At 67.9% G+C, this 16,664-nt stretch carries 14 protein-coding genes; 9 read left to right on the top strand and 5 right to left on the bottom strand.

From position 1 onward, the window contains the following. Positions 1 to 5: 5 nt before the first annotated feature. The gene (gene pheA, locus JIM95_RS10985) at positions 6 to 848 is read left to right on the top strand and encodes a prephenate dehydratase (RefSeq protein ID WP_200256217.1); all 843 of its coding nucleotides are present in this window, start codon (positions 6 to 8) and stop codon (positions 846 to 848) included. Between the two features lie 459 nt (positions 849 to 1,307). Here the strand turns inward: pheA and JIM95_RS10980 are convergent, their stop codons facing one another. The 3 genes from JIM95_RS10980 to JIM95_RS10970 form a co-directional block, all read right to left on the bottom strand. Next, the gene (locus JIM95_RS10980) at positions 1,308 to 1,652 is read right to left on the bottom strand and encodes a metallopeptidase family protein (RefSeq protein ID WP_200256219.1); all 345 of its coding nucleotides are present in this window, start codon (positions 1,650 to 1,652) and stop codon (positions 1,308 to 1,310) included. A 29-nt stretch (positions 1,653 to 1,681) separates the two neighbouring features. Further along, positions 1,682 to 2,701 carry a septum formation family protein gene (locus JIM95_RS10975; protein WP_200256221.1) on the bottom strand — a complete coding sequence of 340 codons (1,020 nt, stop codon included), beginning with the start codon at positions 2,699 to 2,701 and terminating at the stop codon, positions 1,682 to 1,684. 78 nt (positions 2,702 to 2,779) lie between these two features. Beyond that, positions 2,780 to 3,547, bottom strand: a complete 768-nt coding sequence (locus JIM95_RS10970) for a GntR family transcriptional regulator (RefSeq protein WP_200256223.1) — start codon at positions 3,545 to 3,547, stop codon at positions 2,780 to 2,782. A gap of 100 nt (positions 3,548 to 3,647) precedes the next feature. On the opposite strand from JIM95_RS10970, the gene serS reads away from it, so the two are divergent. The 4 genes from serS (at position 3,648) to JIM95_RS10950 (ending at position 7,732) form a co-directional block, all read left to right on the top strand. Next, a complete protein-coding gene (gene serS / locus JIM95_RS10965; protein WP_200256225.1) occupies positions 3,648 to 4,907 on the top strand; it encodes a serine--tRNA ligase in 1,260 nt (419 codons plus the stop codon). A gap of 89 nt (positions 4,908 to 4,996) precedes the next feature. Continuing rightward, positions 4,997 to 5,965: a lysophospholipid acyltransferase family protein gene (locus JIM95_RS10960; protein ID WP_200256226.1), complete on the top strand. Its 969-nt coding sequence runs from the start codon at positions 4,997 to 4,999 to the stop codon at positions 5,963 to 5,965. Beyond that, positions 5,962 to 6,786, top strand: a complete 825-nt coding sequence (locus tag JIM95_RS10955; RefSeq protein ID WP_200256227.1) for an HAD family hydrolase — start codon at positions 5,962 to 5,964, stop codon at positions 6,784 to 6,786. Before JIM95_RS10960 ends, JIM95_RS10955 begins: the two co-directional genes overlap by 4 nt. 301 nt (positions 6,787 to 7,087) lie before the next feature. Next, the gene (locus JIM95_RS10950) at positions 7,088 to 7,732 is read left to right on the top strand and encodes a TetR/AcrR family transcriptional regulator (RefSeq protein WP_200256228.1); all 645 of its coding nucleotides are present in this window, start codon (positions 7,088 to 7,090) and stop codon (positions 7,730 to 7,732) included. A 90-nt stretch (positions 7,733 to 7,822) separates the two neighbouring features. On the opposite strand, the gene JIM95_RS10945 is transcribed toward JIM95_RS10950, so the two are convergent. Further along, positions 7,823 to 9,916 (bottom strand): N-acetylmuramoyl-L-alanine amidase, encoded by a 2,094-nt coding sequence (locus tag JIM95_RS10945; RefSeq protein ID WP_200256233.1) that lies wholly within the window; start codon positions 9,914 to 9,916, stop codon positions 7,823 to 7,825. Positions 9,917 to 10,304: 388 nt separating this feature from the next. Here JIM95_RS10945 and glf point away from each other — a divergent pair, with 388 nt between their 5' ends. Then, entirely contained in the window at positions 10,305 to 11,507 is a 1,203-nt protein-coding gene (glf, locus tag JIM95_RS10940; RefSeq protein WP_200256235.1) for a UDP-galactopyranose mutase, read from the top strand. A 1-nt stretch (position 11,508) separates the two neighbouring features. On the opposite strand, the gene JIM95_RS10935 is transcribed toward glf, so the two are convergent. Further along, positions 11,509 to 12,912, bottom strand: coding sequence for a DUF5129 domain-containing protein (locus tag JIM95_RS10935; RefSeq protein ID WP_200256237.1), 1,404 nt, complete (start codon positions 12,910 to 12,912; stop codon positions 11,509 to 11,511). Between the two features lie 186 nt (positions 12,913 to 13,098). Between JIM95_RS10935 and JIM95_RS10930 the strand changes: the two genes are divergently transcribed. Genes JIM95_RS10930 through JIM95_RS10920 form a run of 3 tightly spaced genes read left to right on the top strand, consistent with a single transcriptional unit; the run spans position 13,099 to position 16,608 of the window. Continuing rightward, on the top strand, positions 13,099 to 15,126 hold the full coding sequence (locus JIM95_RS10930; protein ID WP_200256241.1) for a glycosyltransferase: 2,028 nt from the start codon (positions 13,099 to 13,101) through the stop codon (positions 15,124 to 15,126). Further along, the gene (locus JIM95_RS10925; RefSeq protein ID WP_200256243.1) at positions 15,119 to 15,631 is read left to right on the top strand and encodes a phosphatase PAP2 family protein; all 513 of its coding nucleotides are present in this window, start codon (positions 15,119 to 15,121) and stop codon (positions 15,629 to 15,631) included. Before JIM95_RS10930 ends, JIM95_RS10925 begins: the two co-directional genes overlap by 8 nt. Next, positions 15,628 to 16,608, top strand: coding sequence for a decaprenyl-phosphate phosphoribosyltransferase (locus JIM95_RS10920; RefSeq protein WP_200256245.1), 981 nt, complete (start codon positions 15,628 to 15,630; stop codon positions 16,606 to 16,608). The genes JIM95_RS10925 and JIM95_RS10920 overlap by 4 nt, the downstream gene beginning before the upstream one ends. Positions 16,609 to 16,664: the final 56 nt, after the last annotated feature.

The raw sequence follows: 16,664 nt of genomic DNA, 5'->3' as shown, positions 1-16,664 counted from the left end.
GGTCTATGAGTACAGTCGTCGCCTATCTGGGGCCTGAAGGAACATTCACCGAGACAGCGTTGCTGGAGTTCCACCGGCGGGGGAGCTTCGGGTCCGGCGACATCGCGAAACTCTCCGTGGAGAGCCCCCATGAGGCGTTGAATGCGGTGCGTTCAGGGGTCGCCCGGTACGCGTGCGTCGCGATCGAGAACTCGGTGGACGGTCCCGTGACCCACACCTTCGACGCGCTGGCCGACGGGCAGGGCGTCAGGATTTTCGCGGAGACGGAGCTCGCCATCCGCTTCGCCGTGATGGTGCGCCCGGGGTTGACGGCGAGCGAGGTACGCACCTTCACGACGCATCCGGTGGCCCGCCAGCAGGTACGTCAGTGGACGGATCGTGTCTTCCCCGGAGCGGAGTTCATTCCCGCGTCCTCAAACTCCGCGGCGGCGAAGGCGGTCGCGGAGGGGCGGGCTGACGCCGCCGTCGCACCGTATCGGGCGGCAGAGATCTTCGCTCTCGACGTCATCGCGGAAGACGTGATCGACGTGCCCGGCGCACGGACACGGTTCGTGGTCGTCGGCCGGATCACGGAGCCGCCGAAACCGACGGGGCACGATCGGACCGCTTTCGTATTCACCCTTCCGAACAGGCCGGGATCACTGGTTTCCGCGTTGACGATTTTCGCGGACCGTGGTCTGGATCTGTCGAGGATCGAATCTCGGCCCACCAAAACAGAAATCGGCACCTACCGTTTCTATGTCGATGTCAGGGGCCATGTCGATGAACCGGACGTCCGGGAGGCGTTCCGGGAACTGGCTCAACAGGTTGAGGACGTGACCTTCCTTGGCTCCTGGCCCGCGTTCTGACCGACGCCCGGGATCGTCGGAAACGGCCGACCTCCGTTGCCTTCAGGGTTCTCCGCCGCCGCGTCCGGAACACAGGCGTACGCGCAGGGGCGTGGACGGGTCCCTCACTCTCCGTGCCACCCGGATCGAGGCGGCCGACCCTGACCGGATCCCGCTGGAACTGCGCTCATTCACCGCTGATGCGCCTGCGTTCCACCGCCCGGAACCCGGATGCGGGGCAGAGGCGCAGGTGGATTCGTTCTCCGGGCTGACCGACGTTCCTGCCGGATCACGCGAACGGGGATGTGTGCCAGGCTGGTTCGGGAGGCCCTCCACGCTGTCGTGCCGGGAACCCGGGCGCCCGCAGGGGCGGTCACCCCGTTCCGCCGGCGGTGGACAGCTGCGGTCGTCACCCGGGTGCCGACGTGGATCCGGTCATTGCGGGGGCCGTGGGTCGGGTCGCTGACGGTCCGGGGTGGTTCATCCCCAGCCGAGTTCGTGCAGTTCGTCGTCGTCGAGCCCGAAGTGGTGGCCGATCTCGTGGCCGACCGTGATGCGGACCTGTTCCACCAGCTCCTCCTCGGTGGCGCAGTGGTCGAGCAGAGCCTCCCGGTAGATCGTGATCGAGGACGGGAGCCCGGTGTGGTTGGCCAGCCGTTCGGGCAGGGGGACGCCGTGGTAGAGCCCCAGGATGGAGGGTGAGTCGGGGTTGTAGTCCTCTATCAGGATGGCGACGTTTCTGAGGTTGTCCAGGAACTTGTCCGGGATACGCTCGAAGCCCATGTCCACGAGCTCGTTGAAGCGTTCGTCGGAGACGTCGATCATCGAAGGTCCTTGTTGTTGCGGTGTGGGGGCTACTGACGGATGGGGTCGCGTTCCGGGCGGGGCTCCGGAGCTGCGCCGTCAATCACGAACGGGCCGGTGGCGGCGCCCTCCAGGGTGGCGAAGCCGCCGCCTGCATTCGCCTTGAACAGGGCACAGTTCACGGTGTTTGAACCGCCGGTCCAGGCGTTGGCGTCGATGGCGGTCCAGAAGGACTCGAGAGTCGAGTGGTAGAAGGGATCGTCACCGCCGAGGTGGTCCCGGGCGGCCTGGGTGCAGGCGTTCTTGAGGTAGGCGTCCTGGTCTTCGACGGTGGGGGTGCCCTCGGGGAACACGGGCTTGAGGTCGATGACCGCGGTGATCTCGAGCTGGTGGGGCTCGGCGCAGTCCACCGCCCTGGGCGCCCCCGCGGGGCCGATGGTGACGCACTCGCCGGGCTGGAAGATCCGGGACTGGTCCTGCTCGGCGGCCCGGCCACGGGTGGTCAGGGTCTGGCCGCCGTCATCGGTGACCTGGACGCCGCAGAGCATGGTGCGGTCACCGGCCTCCCAGGCGCTCGCCGGGGGGAGGATCGGGGCGATGGAGTACCGGCCGTGCGGTGTGTAGCGGCCGCCCAGGTAGTCGATGGTGGGGGTCTTGCAGAGTTCCTCGCGCAGTTGCGCCTGCCGGGTGAGGTTGGGTGCGGGGGCGGAGGGGCCGAACTCGCTCGACGGATAGGTCGCGAGATCCTCGCGGGCGGAGATCTCGAACCGGTGGTCCGCCGCGCAGTCGGCCTTCTGGAAGTTCGAGACCGTGCCGTCCGCGCCGACGTCCCAGGTGAGGCAGTCTCCGACGTCGGCGGTGGTGAACGGGGCGGCCGTCGGTCTGGTGGTGGTCGTCTCGCCGCTGTCCGTGGACGGCGTGCCCGTCACCACCCCGGTTTCGGTGCCGGTGTCCGCGGCGGTCTCTGCGGCTACGTAGCTGTAGGACCCGACGCCGACGGCGGCGACGAGCATCGCGATGAGTCCCGCCTGCACCGCGGTGGCTGAACGCCAGGATCTGGTTGCTGTCATGATTCCTCCATCATGCCGGGTGCGTCGGATGGGCGCACGTGGGCCCCGGCACCGGGGGCGGGGTGGTTGGCGCGAGCGTCAGTCGGTGGACTGCTCGGCAGCCCTCTCCACGTGTGTCTTCAGTGTGTACCGGTCCGTCCGGTAGAGGGAGGAGCACCACTCCACGGGGTGATCCCCGGAAAGTGAGAGTCGGACGATCTTGAGCAGTGCGGTACCGGGTTCCACGTCGAGGATCCCGGCGGTGGTCGCGTCGGCGTTGACGGCCGTCGCGATCTGCTCCGCTTCAGTGACCGGGAGCCCGTACTCCTTGTCGAGGATGCCGTAGACGGAGGTGTGCACATCCCTGTCGAGGAGGTCCACCACATGCGCGTTGTTGTACCAGCTGTCGTCGATGGCGTAGGGCCGACCGTCGCCGAGACGGAGGCGGTGGAGGTGTGTGTGGGCCCGTTCGCCGGCGCGGAAGAACGCCTCTACCTCGGCGGGGGCATCGGTCACCTCTGCGAGCAGGATGTCTGAGGTTGCCCGGATCCCCTGGGAACTCATCTCGGAGGAGAAGGAGGCGAGGTGCAGGCGGGAGATGAGTGGCGCGGGGGCGACGAAGGTGCCCTTGCCGCGGGCCCGTTTGAGGCGACCGGAGGCGACGAGATCCCCGATGGCCCGTCGGACGGTGATCCGGGAGACGCCGAAGGTCTCCTCGAGGACGCGTTCGCCGGGCAGCATGTCCCCGGGCTGCAGGTCGGTGGTGCAGATCTCCTCGAGGATCTCCCGCAGCTGCGCGTGCTTCGGTTTCGGTCCGTCGGTGAGTCGGCGGGCCGGGAGCGCCGGAAACTTCGCGGAGTTGACCATGCGCTCAGTATACCCCGGTGGTCATAACCGGATTGCCGTCTCTACCGTGATGCTCCACCACCCGGGCCGCCGTGCTGCACGGTTCGGTAGGCTGGCACGCGTGATTGATCTCAAATTCCTCCGCGACAACCCCGACGTGGTCCGTGCCTCCCAGCGCACCCGCGGCGAGGATCCCGAGCTCGTCGATCAGCTGATCGCCGCCGACTCCGCCCGACGGGAGGCGATCGTCGCCGCCGACAGCCTGCGTTCCGAGCAGAAGGCCTTCGGCAGAAAGATCGGCCAGGCCGCCCCCGAGGACCGCCCCGCCCTGTTGGCCGGTTCCAACGAGCTGAAGACCAGGGTCAAGGAAGCCGAGGCCGCCCAGCGGCAGGCCGCCGAGGAGGTTGAACGGCTCCAGTCGCGCATCGGGAACATCGTCGAGGGCGCCCCCGCCGGCGGGGAGGACGACTTCATCGTGCTCGAGCACGTCGGCGAGCCCCCGAGCTTCGACTTCGAACCGAAGGACCATCTCGAGCTCGGCGAGTCCCTCGGGCTGATCGACGTCGAACGCGGCACCAAGGTCTCCGGCTCCCGTTTCTACTTCCTCACCGGATTCGGCGCTCTCCTGCAGCTCGGTATGCTCACCCTCGCCGCACAGCGCGCCACCGCAGCAGGTTTCACCCTCATGATCCCGCCGGTCCTCGTCCGGCCGGAGACCATGCAGGGAACCGGGTTCCTGGACAGTCACGCCGACGAGATCTACCACCTCGAGGAGGACGACCTCTACCTCGTGGGCACGAGTGAGGTCGCGCTCGCAGGGTTCCACTCCGACGAGATCATCGACCTCTCCGGTGGGCCCCTGCGCTACGCCGGCTGGTCCTCCTGCTTCCGCCGGGAGGCCGGCTCCTACGGCAAGGACACCCGCGGGATCCTCCGCGTCCACCAGTTCGACAAGGTCGAGATGTTCAGCTGGTGCAGGCCGGAGGATGCCGCCGCCGAGCACCGGAAGCTCCTCGGTATGGAACGTGACATGCTCGCTGCCGTCGAGGTCCCCTACCGCATCATCGATGTAGCCGGTGGCGATCTCGGAAGCTCAGCGGCGCGGAAGTTCGACACCGAGGCCTGGGTCCCCACACAGGGCACCTACCGTGAGCTGACCTCCACCTCGAACTGCACGACCTTCCAGGCCCGACGACTGAAGGTCCGCTACCGCGATGACGACGGGCGCACCCAGCCCTGCGCCACCCTCAACGGGACACTGGCCACGACCCGCTGGCTCGTCGCCATCCTCGAGAACAACCAGCAGGCCGACGGATCCGTCCGGATCCCCGAGGCCCTGCAGCCCTTCGTGGGCCGCGAGGTTCTCGAACCCGTGAAGTAGACCCGGGCCCTCCCCGCGGGACAGCACCCCGCCCGCGGGGAGGGCCCGGCGTCGAGACGAAATGCCAGCCGATACAGACAGGACCCCCAATGACCGAGCGTGAGTTCATCCGGGAGGGCATCTTCCGCTATCCGGCGGACCTCGTCCGCGTGCCGGACCACCCGACCGAGGCAACCGAGCCGTTCTACTCCCGCATCATCGCCGCGGTCCGCGCGCTGATGGGGGCCCAGGACATCACCATCACGATCGAGGGTGTGGAGAACGTCCCCGCCGAGGGCGGCGCCCTCCTGGCCTACAACCACACCGGCTACTACGATTTCATCTTCGGCGGGGTCGCCGGATACTTCCGTGGCCGCAGGCTGGTGCGCTTCATGGCGAAGCGCGAGATCTACGATGTGCCCGTCGTCGGCTGGTTCATGAACCGGATGCGCCACATCCGCGTCGACCGCTCCGCCGGCCGCGGAGCTCTCGACGAAGCCGTCAACCGGCTTCGTGACGGTGAGCTCGTCGGCATCTTCCCGGAGGGCACCATCTCCCGCAGCTTCGAGATGGACCGGTTCAAGACCGGTGCCGCCCGCATCGCCGCCGCCGCCGAGGTACCGCTCATCCCCGTCGCCATGTGGGGTTCGCAGCGCATCATCAGCAAGGGCGTACCCCGTAACCTGGGGCGCAAGCACATCCCCGTCTGGATCCGCATCGGCGAACCCATCTCCGCCGCAGGCGATCCGGTCAAGGTCACCGACACCCTGCGGAACGCCGTCGCCGAACTTCTCGACGGTGTGCGCGCCGACTACGCCGCGGAGTACGGAGATTTCGCGGGCGCGCCCTGGATGCCCGCGTCCCTCGGCGGCAGCGCGCCCACCCTCGAGGAGGCCGCCGTGATCACCGCCGAGAAGAAGCAGGCGCGCGCGGACAAAAAAGCGGCCCGGGCGGCCGCGCGCGCGGATCGTCGGGCGGATTTCGCCCTCGAGAGAATCACCGAGCACGGCCGTGCACTCCCCGCCCGGATCCACCGTGCCTTCGCCCGGTTGGGTGCGTTCCTCCGGGGACTTCGGTGAGTCGTCCACTGCTCGTCGGAAGTGACATCGACGGCACCCTCATCACCAGCACCGAGAGAGTCACCCCCCGCACGCGTGAGTGTCTCCGTCGGTTCATCGACGCCGGGGGAGTCCTGGCTCTCGCCACCGGCCGGCCGCCGCGGTGGCTGCTCCCCGTTCTCGAACAGCTGCCCGTCCGCCCGATGACCGTCTGCGCCAACGGGGCCGTCCTCTACGACAGTGCATCCGACCGTATCGTCGACACCCATCCTCTGCTCCCCGATCAGCTGCGCACCATCGTCGACACCGCCCGGTCGATCCTCGCCGGGGACGGGGGTGTGGGTGTCGCCGTCGAACGCGCCGGGCACAGCGCCTTCGACCCCCAGCCCGAACTCTTCATCATCGCCCCTGAATGGGCGCACGCCTGGCCCGCGATCGACTTCGGTGAGGCCGGGGAGGATGCGCTGCTCGCCGAACCCGCGATCAAACTGCTGCTGCGCAACGAGGGACTGGACAGCGCGGAGATGTACAGGAGACTCGCCCCCGCCATCCCCCCGGAGATGGCGCACCTGACCTACTCCGTCAGCGAGGGGCTCCTCGAGGTCGCCGCGCCGGGCATCACGAAGGCCGTCGGACTCCGGGGGATCGCCCGGAGCCTGGGGATCCCCGCCACGCGGACCATCTGCTTCGGTGACATGCCCAATGACACGGAGATGCTCCGTTGGGCGGGTACGGGTGTCGCCATGGGTAACGCGGCACCGGAACTGAAGAGCGTCGCCGACGAGACGACCGTCACCAACGATGAAGATGGCCTGGCGGCCGTCCTGGAGCGCTGGTACTGAAGAACTGCGGAAACGCTCTCGATGTTGAAACTCATTGTACAGTAGAGGTACTGCTGTGAAACGAATCCGAGTTGTCGCAGATAGTACTTCTGCCGGAACAGTGCCACACCCGGCCCAGCACGCCGGCCGTCCCGACGATCCGCCGGAGGCTGAAGCGGGAGCGGATGTGGCTGACCGTTCCGACTGCCACCTGTACGAAGCTACGGTGTGGCGGCGGGTCACGGACGAGTCTGCTCCATGACCCGCCGCCACCGGAGAATGGGGAACGGTGAAGAATGCCAGGGACGCAAGGGGCAGAGCCGTGAGCGGCCGACGTGGTCGTCCTCTCACGGTATCCCGCGACAAGGTCATCGAGATCGCCGCGCGCCAGATTCGGGACAACGGTGCGGACGGGTTCTCCATGCGTGGAGTGGCGGAGGAGGTCGGCGTCACCGCGATGGCGCTCTACCACCACTTCGACTGCAAGAACGCCCTCATCGCGGAAGCCTTTCTTCACACCCTGAAGGTCCAGGCTCCGACGGAGCTCCCCGAGGATCCGGTGGACCGGATCGTCGCCGTGGCCCGGGAGATCATCAACCAGCTCGAGAGTTTCCCCTTCGCCAAGGAGATGATGATCTCCGGTGAGGACACGTCCATCGTCTTCGGGGCGCTCTACCGCGAATTCGCCTTGACCGCCCACGACTCCGGGGTCTCGGGCGAGGTCATCGTCCGAAGCGTGCAGTCACTGCGGCGCATCATCGTCGGCGAGGTCATCGCGCGCCAGGTGGACAGGGCCGCATCCGAGGCGGGAAAGCCGCTCTGCTCCAGCGAATCGCTGCCTGACATGCTGCCCTGGGACCCCGAGTACGCGGCCCGGCTCCTCGATGAGGGGGCACGCTCCTACTCCGTCGATGAGCTCCTGCGCACCGTCGCCATGGATATGCTCGGCGAGCACGCCCCCAGCTGACCCGGTGTCGCCGGTGCGCGGACACGGGTGAACGCGAACGGATGGGGTGGCCCCTGTGCTGGGGCGCCCCACCCGTCAGTTCCCGGGAGATCAGGACTCGTGGATCTGAACGTCGCCTGTCGCCGGGTCGAAGGTGATCCATCCGCCCTGGAAATCGGTGCGGATCAGGTCGCCGTCGCGGTACTCCTCGTTGACGGGCATGCCCAGCGGCCCGGCGTCGAAGCCCTGTGCCGCCCATGCGTCGCCGATCGCACCCCAGATGGCGTGGGTGCCGGTCTCAGGGGACGATACGACCAGACCACCGTCGAACGGGGTGACCTCGATGCGCGAGTTCCTCTCACCGACGGGGGTCGCGATCTGGGTCCCGCCGCGCGGGGATCCGAGAACCGGGCCGGCCACCGTGGTGGCCCGGTTCAAGGCGTCCTTCACCTTCGGGTCACCGCCGGATGACACGGCCTTGTCGACGAGTGCCGGAACGTCGGAGAGCTTCAGTCCCGCGATAATCGGTGTCTGGCCGATCTGCGAGATGCTCTGCGGGACCCCGTCCCGGGACGTGAGGAAGGCGATCACGACGGACAACAGGGATCCGGCGACCCCGAGGATCGAGTTCAGGCGGCTACCGCTGCTCCCCGGAAGCGTCGCGGCCGGTCCGGGTTCGGCGGCGTCCTGATCGGCATCCTGATCGCCGGTGGGGGTGGGTCGCGTGGTTGTGGCGGTGGTCGTGGTCGTCTTCTCCGGGGGCGCCGTCGTGGTCGTCGGGGCAGCTTCGGTGGGGGCCGGTTCGGTGGTCGTGCGCTCGGTGGTGGTTGTTCCGCCGGTGGTGTCCTCACCACGGAGCAGCGCCTTGTACTTGGCGTCGGCGAGTCCCCGGATCGTGCCCATCTGTGCGTAGCCGGCGTCACCCGGGCAGGAGGTGTTGCCGACGTCCCGGTGCGCGAAGATGTTCGGCAGCGTCACCGCCTGGCCGTACGGGTACTTCGTGTAGGACGTGCCCTCGGAGTAGTGGGTGTCGGAGCCAAGGGGGTCGAACCCGGCGACCTTGGCCCGCCATCCGGCGAGCTCACCCACGGAGGCGAGGGTCTCCGGGGAGGGGGTGACCGTGGAGTAGTCGCCGATCATGGAGATGGCCCACGTGTTCTCGTTGAAACCGCCGGCGTGTGCGCCCTGCACCGCGCGGTTCATGCCGCCGTACCGGCCCTCGTAGATCCGGCCGTACTTGTCGACGAGCGACTGGTATCCGATGTCGCACCAGCCCAGGTTCTGGGCGTGGTACTGGTAGATGCCGCGGACGATGCCGGCGGCCTGGCTCGGGGTGTAGTCGTTCGATCCCGCGGTGTGGTGGATCGTCAGTGCGCTGACCTGGTCGTCGATGGTGACGTCGCCGCAGCGCTTGGACTCGTCCGCACCCCAGCCCTTGCGGGAGATGACCTTGGGCATGCCCCGGGCGTCCTCCTCGGCGTTCACGAGATCGACGGGTGTGCCTTCGGAGGCTCTGCCGTCGATGAACACCGCCTCGATCGCATCCGGGTCGATGACCTCCGCGACCGGAGCGATCTCACCGACGTTGGTGGCGTGCCCGGTCTCGCTCACCGGTGTGCCGTCGATCTCCGGAACCCCGTCGAACGTCGCGGGCTGACCGGAGGGGGAGGCCGCGGGTCCGTCGGTTGTCTCCTCCGCGACCGGGTCCGCTCCGGTGGGGGATGCGGCGATGTCGATGTTGCCGGTGGACACCTGGATCGTGTGCGTCGGTTCGACGTAGATCAGTTCGGTTCCGTTCGGTCCCGTGGGATCCTGGATGTCGCCGGCGGGTTCCGCGTCGTACCAGGGGCTCCAGGACCCGTCCGCGCGCTTGGCGCGGAAGAACGCCGCGATGTCCTTCTCCCCGTGCCACGTCAGGGCGAACATGGAGAACTCCTCGTCGCGGGTGAACTCCTTGACCACCCTGCTGCCGGTGGTTTCCCCGCCCTGGCTGATGATCGCCGCGTCCGGGACGACCACGTTCCGGCCGGTCGCGAAGCTCGCGGTGGAGACCGCCGCGGTGACCGGTTCCGTGCCGACGGTGTCGGTCCGGAGAATCGACCGGTCGCCCACCCCGACCACCGCCGAGGCGATCAGAGCCGCGGAGAGGATCACCGCGAGGGCCGGGCGTCTGGACTGTGTGGTGATGCGGCGTCGCTGCTTCACGTTCTTGGTTCTCCTTGATGGGACAGGTGGGACTGTCGGGCACTCCACTGCCGGTGGAGTTACCGGGACAGGCTCATGTGTCGAAAGATGCCATTGCTGAACAATGGGGCAAAAGAGCACGACAGACTGCGTACGTGACCGATGGTAACAGTGTTGTTGGTGTGATTGTAGGGGCGGGGGCGGCGTGTCGCCCGCGGATCCGCTCTTCCCCACCACCCGTCGGTCACGGCACGGGTGCCCTCCGCGGACCCGGGACGGTCGAGCCGCGATCCCCGGACACCGTCGTCACGGAGCCCTCCGGGGACCCGCGTCCCGTTCACCCCACCGGCAGTCGGGGACACGGCGTGCCCCGCGCCCGGGCAGCTGTCGTGGCACTACTCTGGTCCCCATGACGAATCCCTCGACCAGCCCCGCCACGAACACCGCCCCCTACGACCTCATCGTCGTCGGCTCAGGTCTGTTCGGGCTCACCGTCGCCGAACGGGCCGCCAGCCAGCTGGGCAGGCGCGTGCTCATCATCGAACGTCGCAGCCACCTCGGCGGCAACGCGTACTCGGAGGCCGAGCCGACGACGGGGATCGAGATCCACAAGTACGGCGCACACCTGTTCCACACCTCGAACAAGCGGGTCTGGGACTACGTCAACCAGTTCACCGAGTTCACCGGCTACCAGCACCGGGTCTTCGCCATGCACGACGGCCAGGCCTACCAGTTCCCGATGGGACTCGGCCTGATCGCCCAGTTCTTCGGCCGCTACTACAGCCCCGATGAGGCGCGGGCGTTGATCGCGGAGCAGGCCAGCGAGATCGACTCGGAGAACGCCTCCAACCTCGAGGAAAAGGCGATCTCCCTCATCGGCCGTCCCCTCTACGAGGCGTTTATCCGGGACTACACGGCGAAGCAGTGGCAGACCGATCCCACCGAGCTGCCGGCGGGCAACATCACCCGCCTGCCCGTGCGGTACACCTTCGACAACCGCTACTTCAACGACACCTACGAGGGCCTGCCGAAGGACGGCTACGCGGCGTGGCTGGAACGCATGGCGGACCACGAGCTCATCGACGTCCGGCTCGACACCGACTGGTTCGAGGTCCGCGACGAGGTCCGCGCGGCGAACCCCGATGCGCCGGTCGTCTACACCGGCCCACTCGACCGCTACTTCGACTACTCCGAGGGCAAGCTCGGCTGGCGCACGCTCGATTTCGAGACCGAGGTCCTCGACACCGGTGACTTCCAGGGCACCCCCGTCATGAACTACAACGACGCCGACGTCCCCTACACCCGAATCCACGAGTTCCGGCACTTCCACCCCGAGCGTAAGGACACCTACCCGGACGACAGGACCGTCATCATGAAGGAGTACAGCCGCTTCGCCGGGGACGCCGACGAGCCGTATTACCCGATCAACACCCCCGATGACCGGGAGATGCTGCTCGCGTACCGCAGGCGCGCGGATGAGGAGACCGCCGCGAACCGGGTGTTCTTCGGTGGACGCCTGGGCACCTACCAGTACCTGGACATGCACATGGCGATCGCGAGCGCCATGAATCTCTTCGACAACAAGCTCTCCCCGCTGCTCACGGGGGAGTAGCTCACCAGCCGCCGGACGCGGATCCGCCGGAGAACCCTCCCGAGGAGTACCCGGTGGTGGCGCCGGAGGAACCGGATGCCGAGCTCGTCGCCGATTCGTGCCACGAGTTCACCGTCACGAACGGCACGAACCCGTAGTACCCGTAGCCCGGGCGCCACGAATCGTCCCAGAGTCGCGGCGTCGGATTGTCGTCATCCGGCTCGACGTCATCGAACTCGCGATTCCGCACGGCTTCGATGATGATCCGGTAGTCGGTGATGATCCGGGCGTAGGCATCCATGAAATCCGGAGCATCCGGTGTCTCCCGGAGTGCCACGACCCGGGCGTCGATCCCGTCCAGGTCGTCCCGGAGCCCGTCATCGGAGACCGTCGTCCGCGCCTCCACCAGATCCTCGTGCAGCTCGGTCAGGCGCCGCCGGCGCACGGTGTCGTCGCCGTGCTCCATCCGGAAGAACTCGTCGATGTTGTGCTCCGCGTTCTCCATCTGCCGCACCGCCTCATACGCCTCGGTGATCTCCTTCCGGTGTCCGGCCAGCTCACGGTCGCCGACCTCGTCGCCGATCCCACTCAGGCGCTGTACCGTGCTGTCGGTGGCCAGGAACCGGGTGCGCACGTCCTCCCAGTCGCGGCGCAGAGCGTCATCGGCGAGCGGGGAGGACAGGGAGTGCGCCCGGACGTCGATCGAGTCCAGCTGTGACGCGACCCGTGAGTAGTTGCCCACCACGTGGTTGTAGCGTTCGCGTACCCGACGCCGCTGGTGCCGCTGGCCCCAGACCAGGCTTCCGGCGGTGACGACGGCGGCCACACCGGAGATCCCGCCGAGGATCCACCACCCCAACACGTCGGAATCCCCCTCCGCGACGACCGTCGTGTCCCCGGCCGCTCGGGCGCCGGCCAGCAGCGCCGCCGCGATGTTCGGGTCGCCCGACTGCCGCAGGGGGACCCGCATCTCGTCGAGGATCCCGTCCATGCGTCCCGAGCCGTAGAAGTTGATCGCGTTGCACACGTCATCGCCGCAGGCCACCCCGACACGCCGGGGATCCATGCCCACGGCCACGATCAACGAACCCGGTGCGAACTTATCCTCCGACCCGGACAGCAGAGAGCGGTCGTCCCGCTCCGCGTAGTGGCGCAGTGAGTCGTTCAGATTGGACTCATTCGACCCGAACACCAGATACACGACCCGGTCGACCGCAGCGGGCAGCGACAGGGCCGGGGTCTCGTTCTCCAGGAGCCGGACGTCGTCGTCGGTCAGCTGGCCGCCGCGCAGCGGTACCTCGACAGACCGTGTCGCGGTGGTGGTCTGGGCGGTGGCCGCCGCCATCGGCAGGAGCAGCACGACGAACAGCGCGAGGACGGCCGCCACCGGCCGGGCGTACCGGAACGGGGAATCGATGCGGTTCATGGGGCCAGTATAGGAGTGGTCCGGGGAACAGGCTCACGGTGTGAGCCTGTTCCGGTATGTGCCGCCGTCGCGACGGGAGGCCGTGGCCGGTTGACACTGTCACCGCGTGGGTAACGCAGTCCTCCCGCGCCAACGATTACATTGAGACGGGTACCAGACCACAGGCCGAAAGGACGTTGAAACGTCATGAGCGAATCTTCCGCGCCCACTCCCCGGGAAACGCCTGGCGCTCCGTTGGATCCCCGGGTGCCAGCTGATTCCGGGGCGGTGGAGCAGTTGCAGCGTGTTCTGCTGCCGAGGCGGGGCGAGCCGCACGACGTCCGTACTCTCTACCTCCTCGAGGCCGAGACGAACACCCAGCGGGTTACCTGGCCGGACCGGACTAGCTTCAGCGTCCGCGCCGGTCAGGAGGTCAGTTTTCAGACCTACTTCAACGCGTTCCCGGCGTCCTACTGGCGCCGCTGGTCACAACTGTCCACCGTCATCCTCCGCGTGGAGGTCACCGGTGAGGCGCGCGTCGACGTCTACCGCTCGAAGATCGACGGCTCCCGGATCGCGGTCGACGGGAAGCTCGTCGCCGACGGCGCCGCCGAGTTCGAGCTGTCGCTGGATCCGTTCGAGGACGGTGGTTGGCTGTGGTTCGAGGTTACCGCGGAGACGGATGCCACGATCACCCGCGCCGGCTGGTTCGCGCCCTGCGCGCCCGCGCCGCAGACCATGCCCGACGGCACGACCGTCGGGCCGTTCGAACCGCGGGTCACCGTCGGCATCCCCACGTTCAACCGGCCCGCGGACGCGGTGGCCGCGCTCGAGGCGCTCGCCAGCGACCCGCAGGTCGACGCCGTGATTGACACGGTGATCATGCCGGATCAGGGCACCCGACATCCGTCGGACGAGCCCGGCTACGCGGCGGTGACCGAGCACTTCGGCGACCGCTTCTTCGAGTTCCGCCAGGGTAACCTCGGCGGGTCGGGTGGCTACTCACGCATCATGTTCGAGGCCCTCGGCGGCGTCGACGGCAGCGGGGAGGCCGGCGCGAGCGAATCCCCGTACATCCTCTACATGGACGATGACATCGCCATCGAGCCGGACTCGGTGCTCCGAGCCCTCCAGGTCGCGCGCTACGCGAAGAGCCCCATGCTCGTCGGCGGTCAGATGCTCAATCTGCAGGAGCGCAGTCACCTGCACTCGATGGGTGAGGTCATCGACCGGTCGATCTTCATGTGGACGTCCGCGCCGCACGTGCGCTACGACCATGACTTCTCCGAGTTCCCGCTGTCCCATCAGGGCAGGCCCGGCGACGGACCGAACGACCGCAACTCCCGTGACCTGCATCGACGCATCGACGTCGACTACAACGGCTGGTGGATGTGCCTCATCCCGCGCGTCGTCGCGGAGCGGATCGGGCAGCCGCTGCCGCTGTTCATCAAGTGGGATGACGCCGAGTACGGGCTGCGGGCCGCGAAGGCGGGCTTCCCCACGGCGACGTGGCCGGGCGTCGCGATCTGGCACATGGCCTGGTCCGACAAGGATGACGCCATCGACTGGCAGGCCTACTTCCACCTGCGCAACCGGTTGATCGTCGCCGCCATGGACCACGAGGGTGGACCGGAGGGAATCGTGCGCAGCATGAGGAAGGCGACGCTGAAGCATCTGCTGTGCCTCGAGTACTCGACCGTCGCGATTCAGAACGAGGCGATGAAGGACTTCCTCGCCGGCCCGGACCATCTCTTCGACATCCTCGAGACCTCCCTGCCACGGATCAACGGGCTGCGCCGCGGGTACCCGGACGCCGTGGTCCTGCCGACCGCGGCGGAACTGCCGAAACCGTCGGGCGCGCCGGGCGTTCCCGTCAAGGACATCGGCGGCCGCCTGGCGCCGGTGAAGAAGGCCGTCTGGTTGGCCAGGGGACTCCTGCACTCCGTGCGACCCCACGACCCCGCGCACCACGAGGTGCCGCAGGCGAACTTCGCCCCGATCGAGGCCCGTTGGTTCTCCCTGTCCCGCGTCGACGGAGCAACCGTCACCACCGCGGACGGCCGTGGTGTCGTCTACCGCCAGCGGGACCGGGAGAAGGCGAAGAAGCTCCTCGCCGAATCCAACCGTCTGCAGCGTGAGGTCCTCGAACGCTTCGATGATCTGCGTACCGCCTATCGGGCCGCGCACGGGGAACTCACCAGCCGGGACAGCTGGGGAAAGGTCTTCCATGCGTGAGTCCGATGTACTGGTGGGAATCCAGGACACCCTCTACGACGCCCCCGCGACGCTGCCCGTGGCGAGAGGCCTCAGCCATTTCGGTGAGCACGCCCTCGGCTGGATGGCACTCGGAGTAGCCGGCGCCGCCGTGGACGATCGCAGGCGGTCCCGGTGGCTGGCCGTGAGCGGATCGGCGTTCCTCAGCCACGCGGCCTCCGTCGTGATCAAGCGGATCGTGCGCCGGAAGCGCCCACACGACCCCCGGATCAGGATCGGGGTGGCCACGCCGTCGAAGCTGAGTTTCCCCTCGTCGCACGCCACCTCCACGACCGCGGCCCTCGTCGCGGTGAGCCGCATCACCCGCTCTCCCTGGCCGCTGCTCGGCGTGCCGGTGATGATGCTGTCGCGTATGGTGCTCGGAGTGCATTACCCGACCGACGTCGCAGCGGGAGCCACTCTCGGTGCCGCAACCGCCGACGTAGTCTGCCGGGCAGTCGAGAAGCGTGAAAGGAACAATTCATGAGCCAGCCGCATGACGGGCTGCTCGGGTCCGAACCCCACACCCGGGGAATCGAGGGCGACAGGAAACACCAGCCCCCGAGGAACCTCGCCGACGCGATGGTGAAGGCGCTCCGTCCCAAGCAGTGGGTGAAGAACGTCCTCGTCATCGCGGCGCCCGCCGCGGCGGGATCCGCCGCACTCCTCAGCGGCCGCACCGTCGCCGACGTCGCGATCGCTTTCCTCGTATTCTGTCTCGCCGCGTCCTCGATCTACCTGATCAACGACGCCCGGGACGTCGACGCCGACCGGGCGCACCCCACCAAACGCTTCCGCCCCATCGCCGCAGGTGTGCTCCCCGTGCAGCTCGCCTATGCGATGGCCGTCGGCTTGATGCTCGCCTCGGTGCTGATCTCCCTGCTGGCTTCGGCGGGTGTGAACCTCGCGATCGTCGTCGCCGTGTACATCGCGCTCCAGCTCGGCTACTGCTTCGGCTGGAAGCACCAGCCCGTCATCGACATCGCGTTGGTCTCCTCCGGGTTCATGCTCCGCGCCATGGCCGGCGGCGTGGCCACGGGCATTGAACTGTCCCAGTGGTTCCTCCTCGTCGCGGCCTTCGGTTCCCTGTTCATGGCCTCCGGCAAGAGGTACGCGGAGATCCTCCTCGTCGAATCCTCGGGTGCGAAGATCCGGAAGTCCCTCGAGGGCTACACCGACACCTACCTCCGGTTCGTCTGGACACTGTCCGCGACGGCCGTGGTCATGAGCTACGCGCTCTGGGGATTCGACGTCAGCCGCTCCCTCGACGGCGCGGGAGGGGTCTGGTACCAGATCTCGATGGTCCCGTTCACCGTCGCCATACTCCGGTACGCCGCGGACATCGACCGCGGCGAGGGTGGGGCCCCCGACGAACTGGCACTCTCCGACCGGGTGCTCCAGGCGCTCGCCGTGCTGTGGGTCGCCTGCATCGTGATCGCCGTCTACGTCATGCCGGCCCTGTAGATCCCCAATACCGCAGGTGCACCCTGGATAGCACGGCAGACACCATGTCCGTGTAC

The organism is Corynebacterium antarcticum (assembly GCF_016595285.2).
Lineage (GTDB): Bacteria > Actinomycetota > Actinomycetes > Mycobacteriales > Mycobacteriaceae > Corynebacterium > Corynebacterium antarcticum.
Note: the sequence above shows the minus strand (reverse complement) of the source record. Positions and strands in the feature narration are given on the sequence as shown.

Excerpts from the sequence above, each read along its gene's own strand:
- JIM95_RS10960 (WP_200256226.1), top strand. The coding sequence starts at position 4,997 with ATGACCGAGCGTGAGTTCATCCGGGAGGGCATCTTCCGCTATCCGGCG.
- JIM95_RS10980 (WP_200256219.1), bottom strand. The coding sequence starts at position 1,652 with ATGATCGACGTCTCCGACGAACGCTTCAACGAGCTCGTGGACATGGGC.
- JIM95_RS10930 (WP_200256241.1), top strand. The coding sequence starts at position 13,099 with ATGAGCGAATCTTCCGCGCCCACTCCCCGGGAAACGCCTGGCGCTCCG.
- JIM95_RS10920 (WP_200256245.1), top strand. The coding sequence starts at position 15,628 with ATGAGCCAGCCGCATGACGGGCTGCTCGGGTCCGAACCCCACACCCGG.
- pheA (WP_200256217.1), top strand. The coding sequence starts at position 6 with ATGAGTACAGTCGTCGCCTATCTGGGGCCTGAAGGAACATTCACCGAG.
- glf (WP_200256235.1), top strand. The coding sequence starts at position 10,305 with ATGACGAATCCCTCGACCAGCCCCGCCACGAACACCGCCCCCTACGAC.
- JIM95_RS10975 (WP_200256221.1), bottom strand. The coding sequence starts at position 2,701 with ATGACAGCAACCAGATCCTGGCGTTCAGCCACCGCGGTGCAGGCGGGA.
- JIM95_RS10925 (WP_200256243.1), top strand. The coding sequence starts at position 15,119 with ATGCGTGAGTCCGATGTACTGGTGGGAATCCAGGACACCCTCTACGAC.
- JIM95_RS10970 (WP_200256223.1), bottom strand. The coding sequence starts at position 3,547 with ATGGTCAACTCCGCGAAGTTTCCGGCGCTCCCGGCCCGCCGACTCACC.
- JIM95_RS10935 (WP_200256237.1), bottom strand. The coding sequence starts at position 12,912 with ATGAACCGCATCGATTCCCCGTTCCGGTACGCCCGGCCGGTGGCGGCC.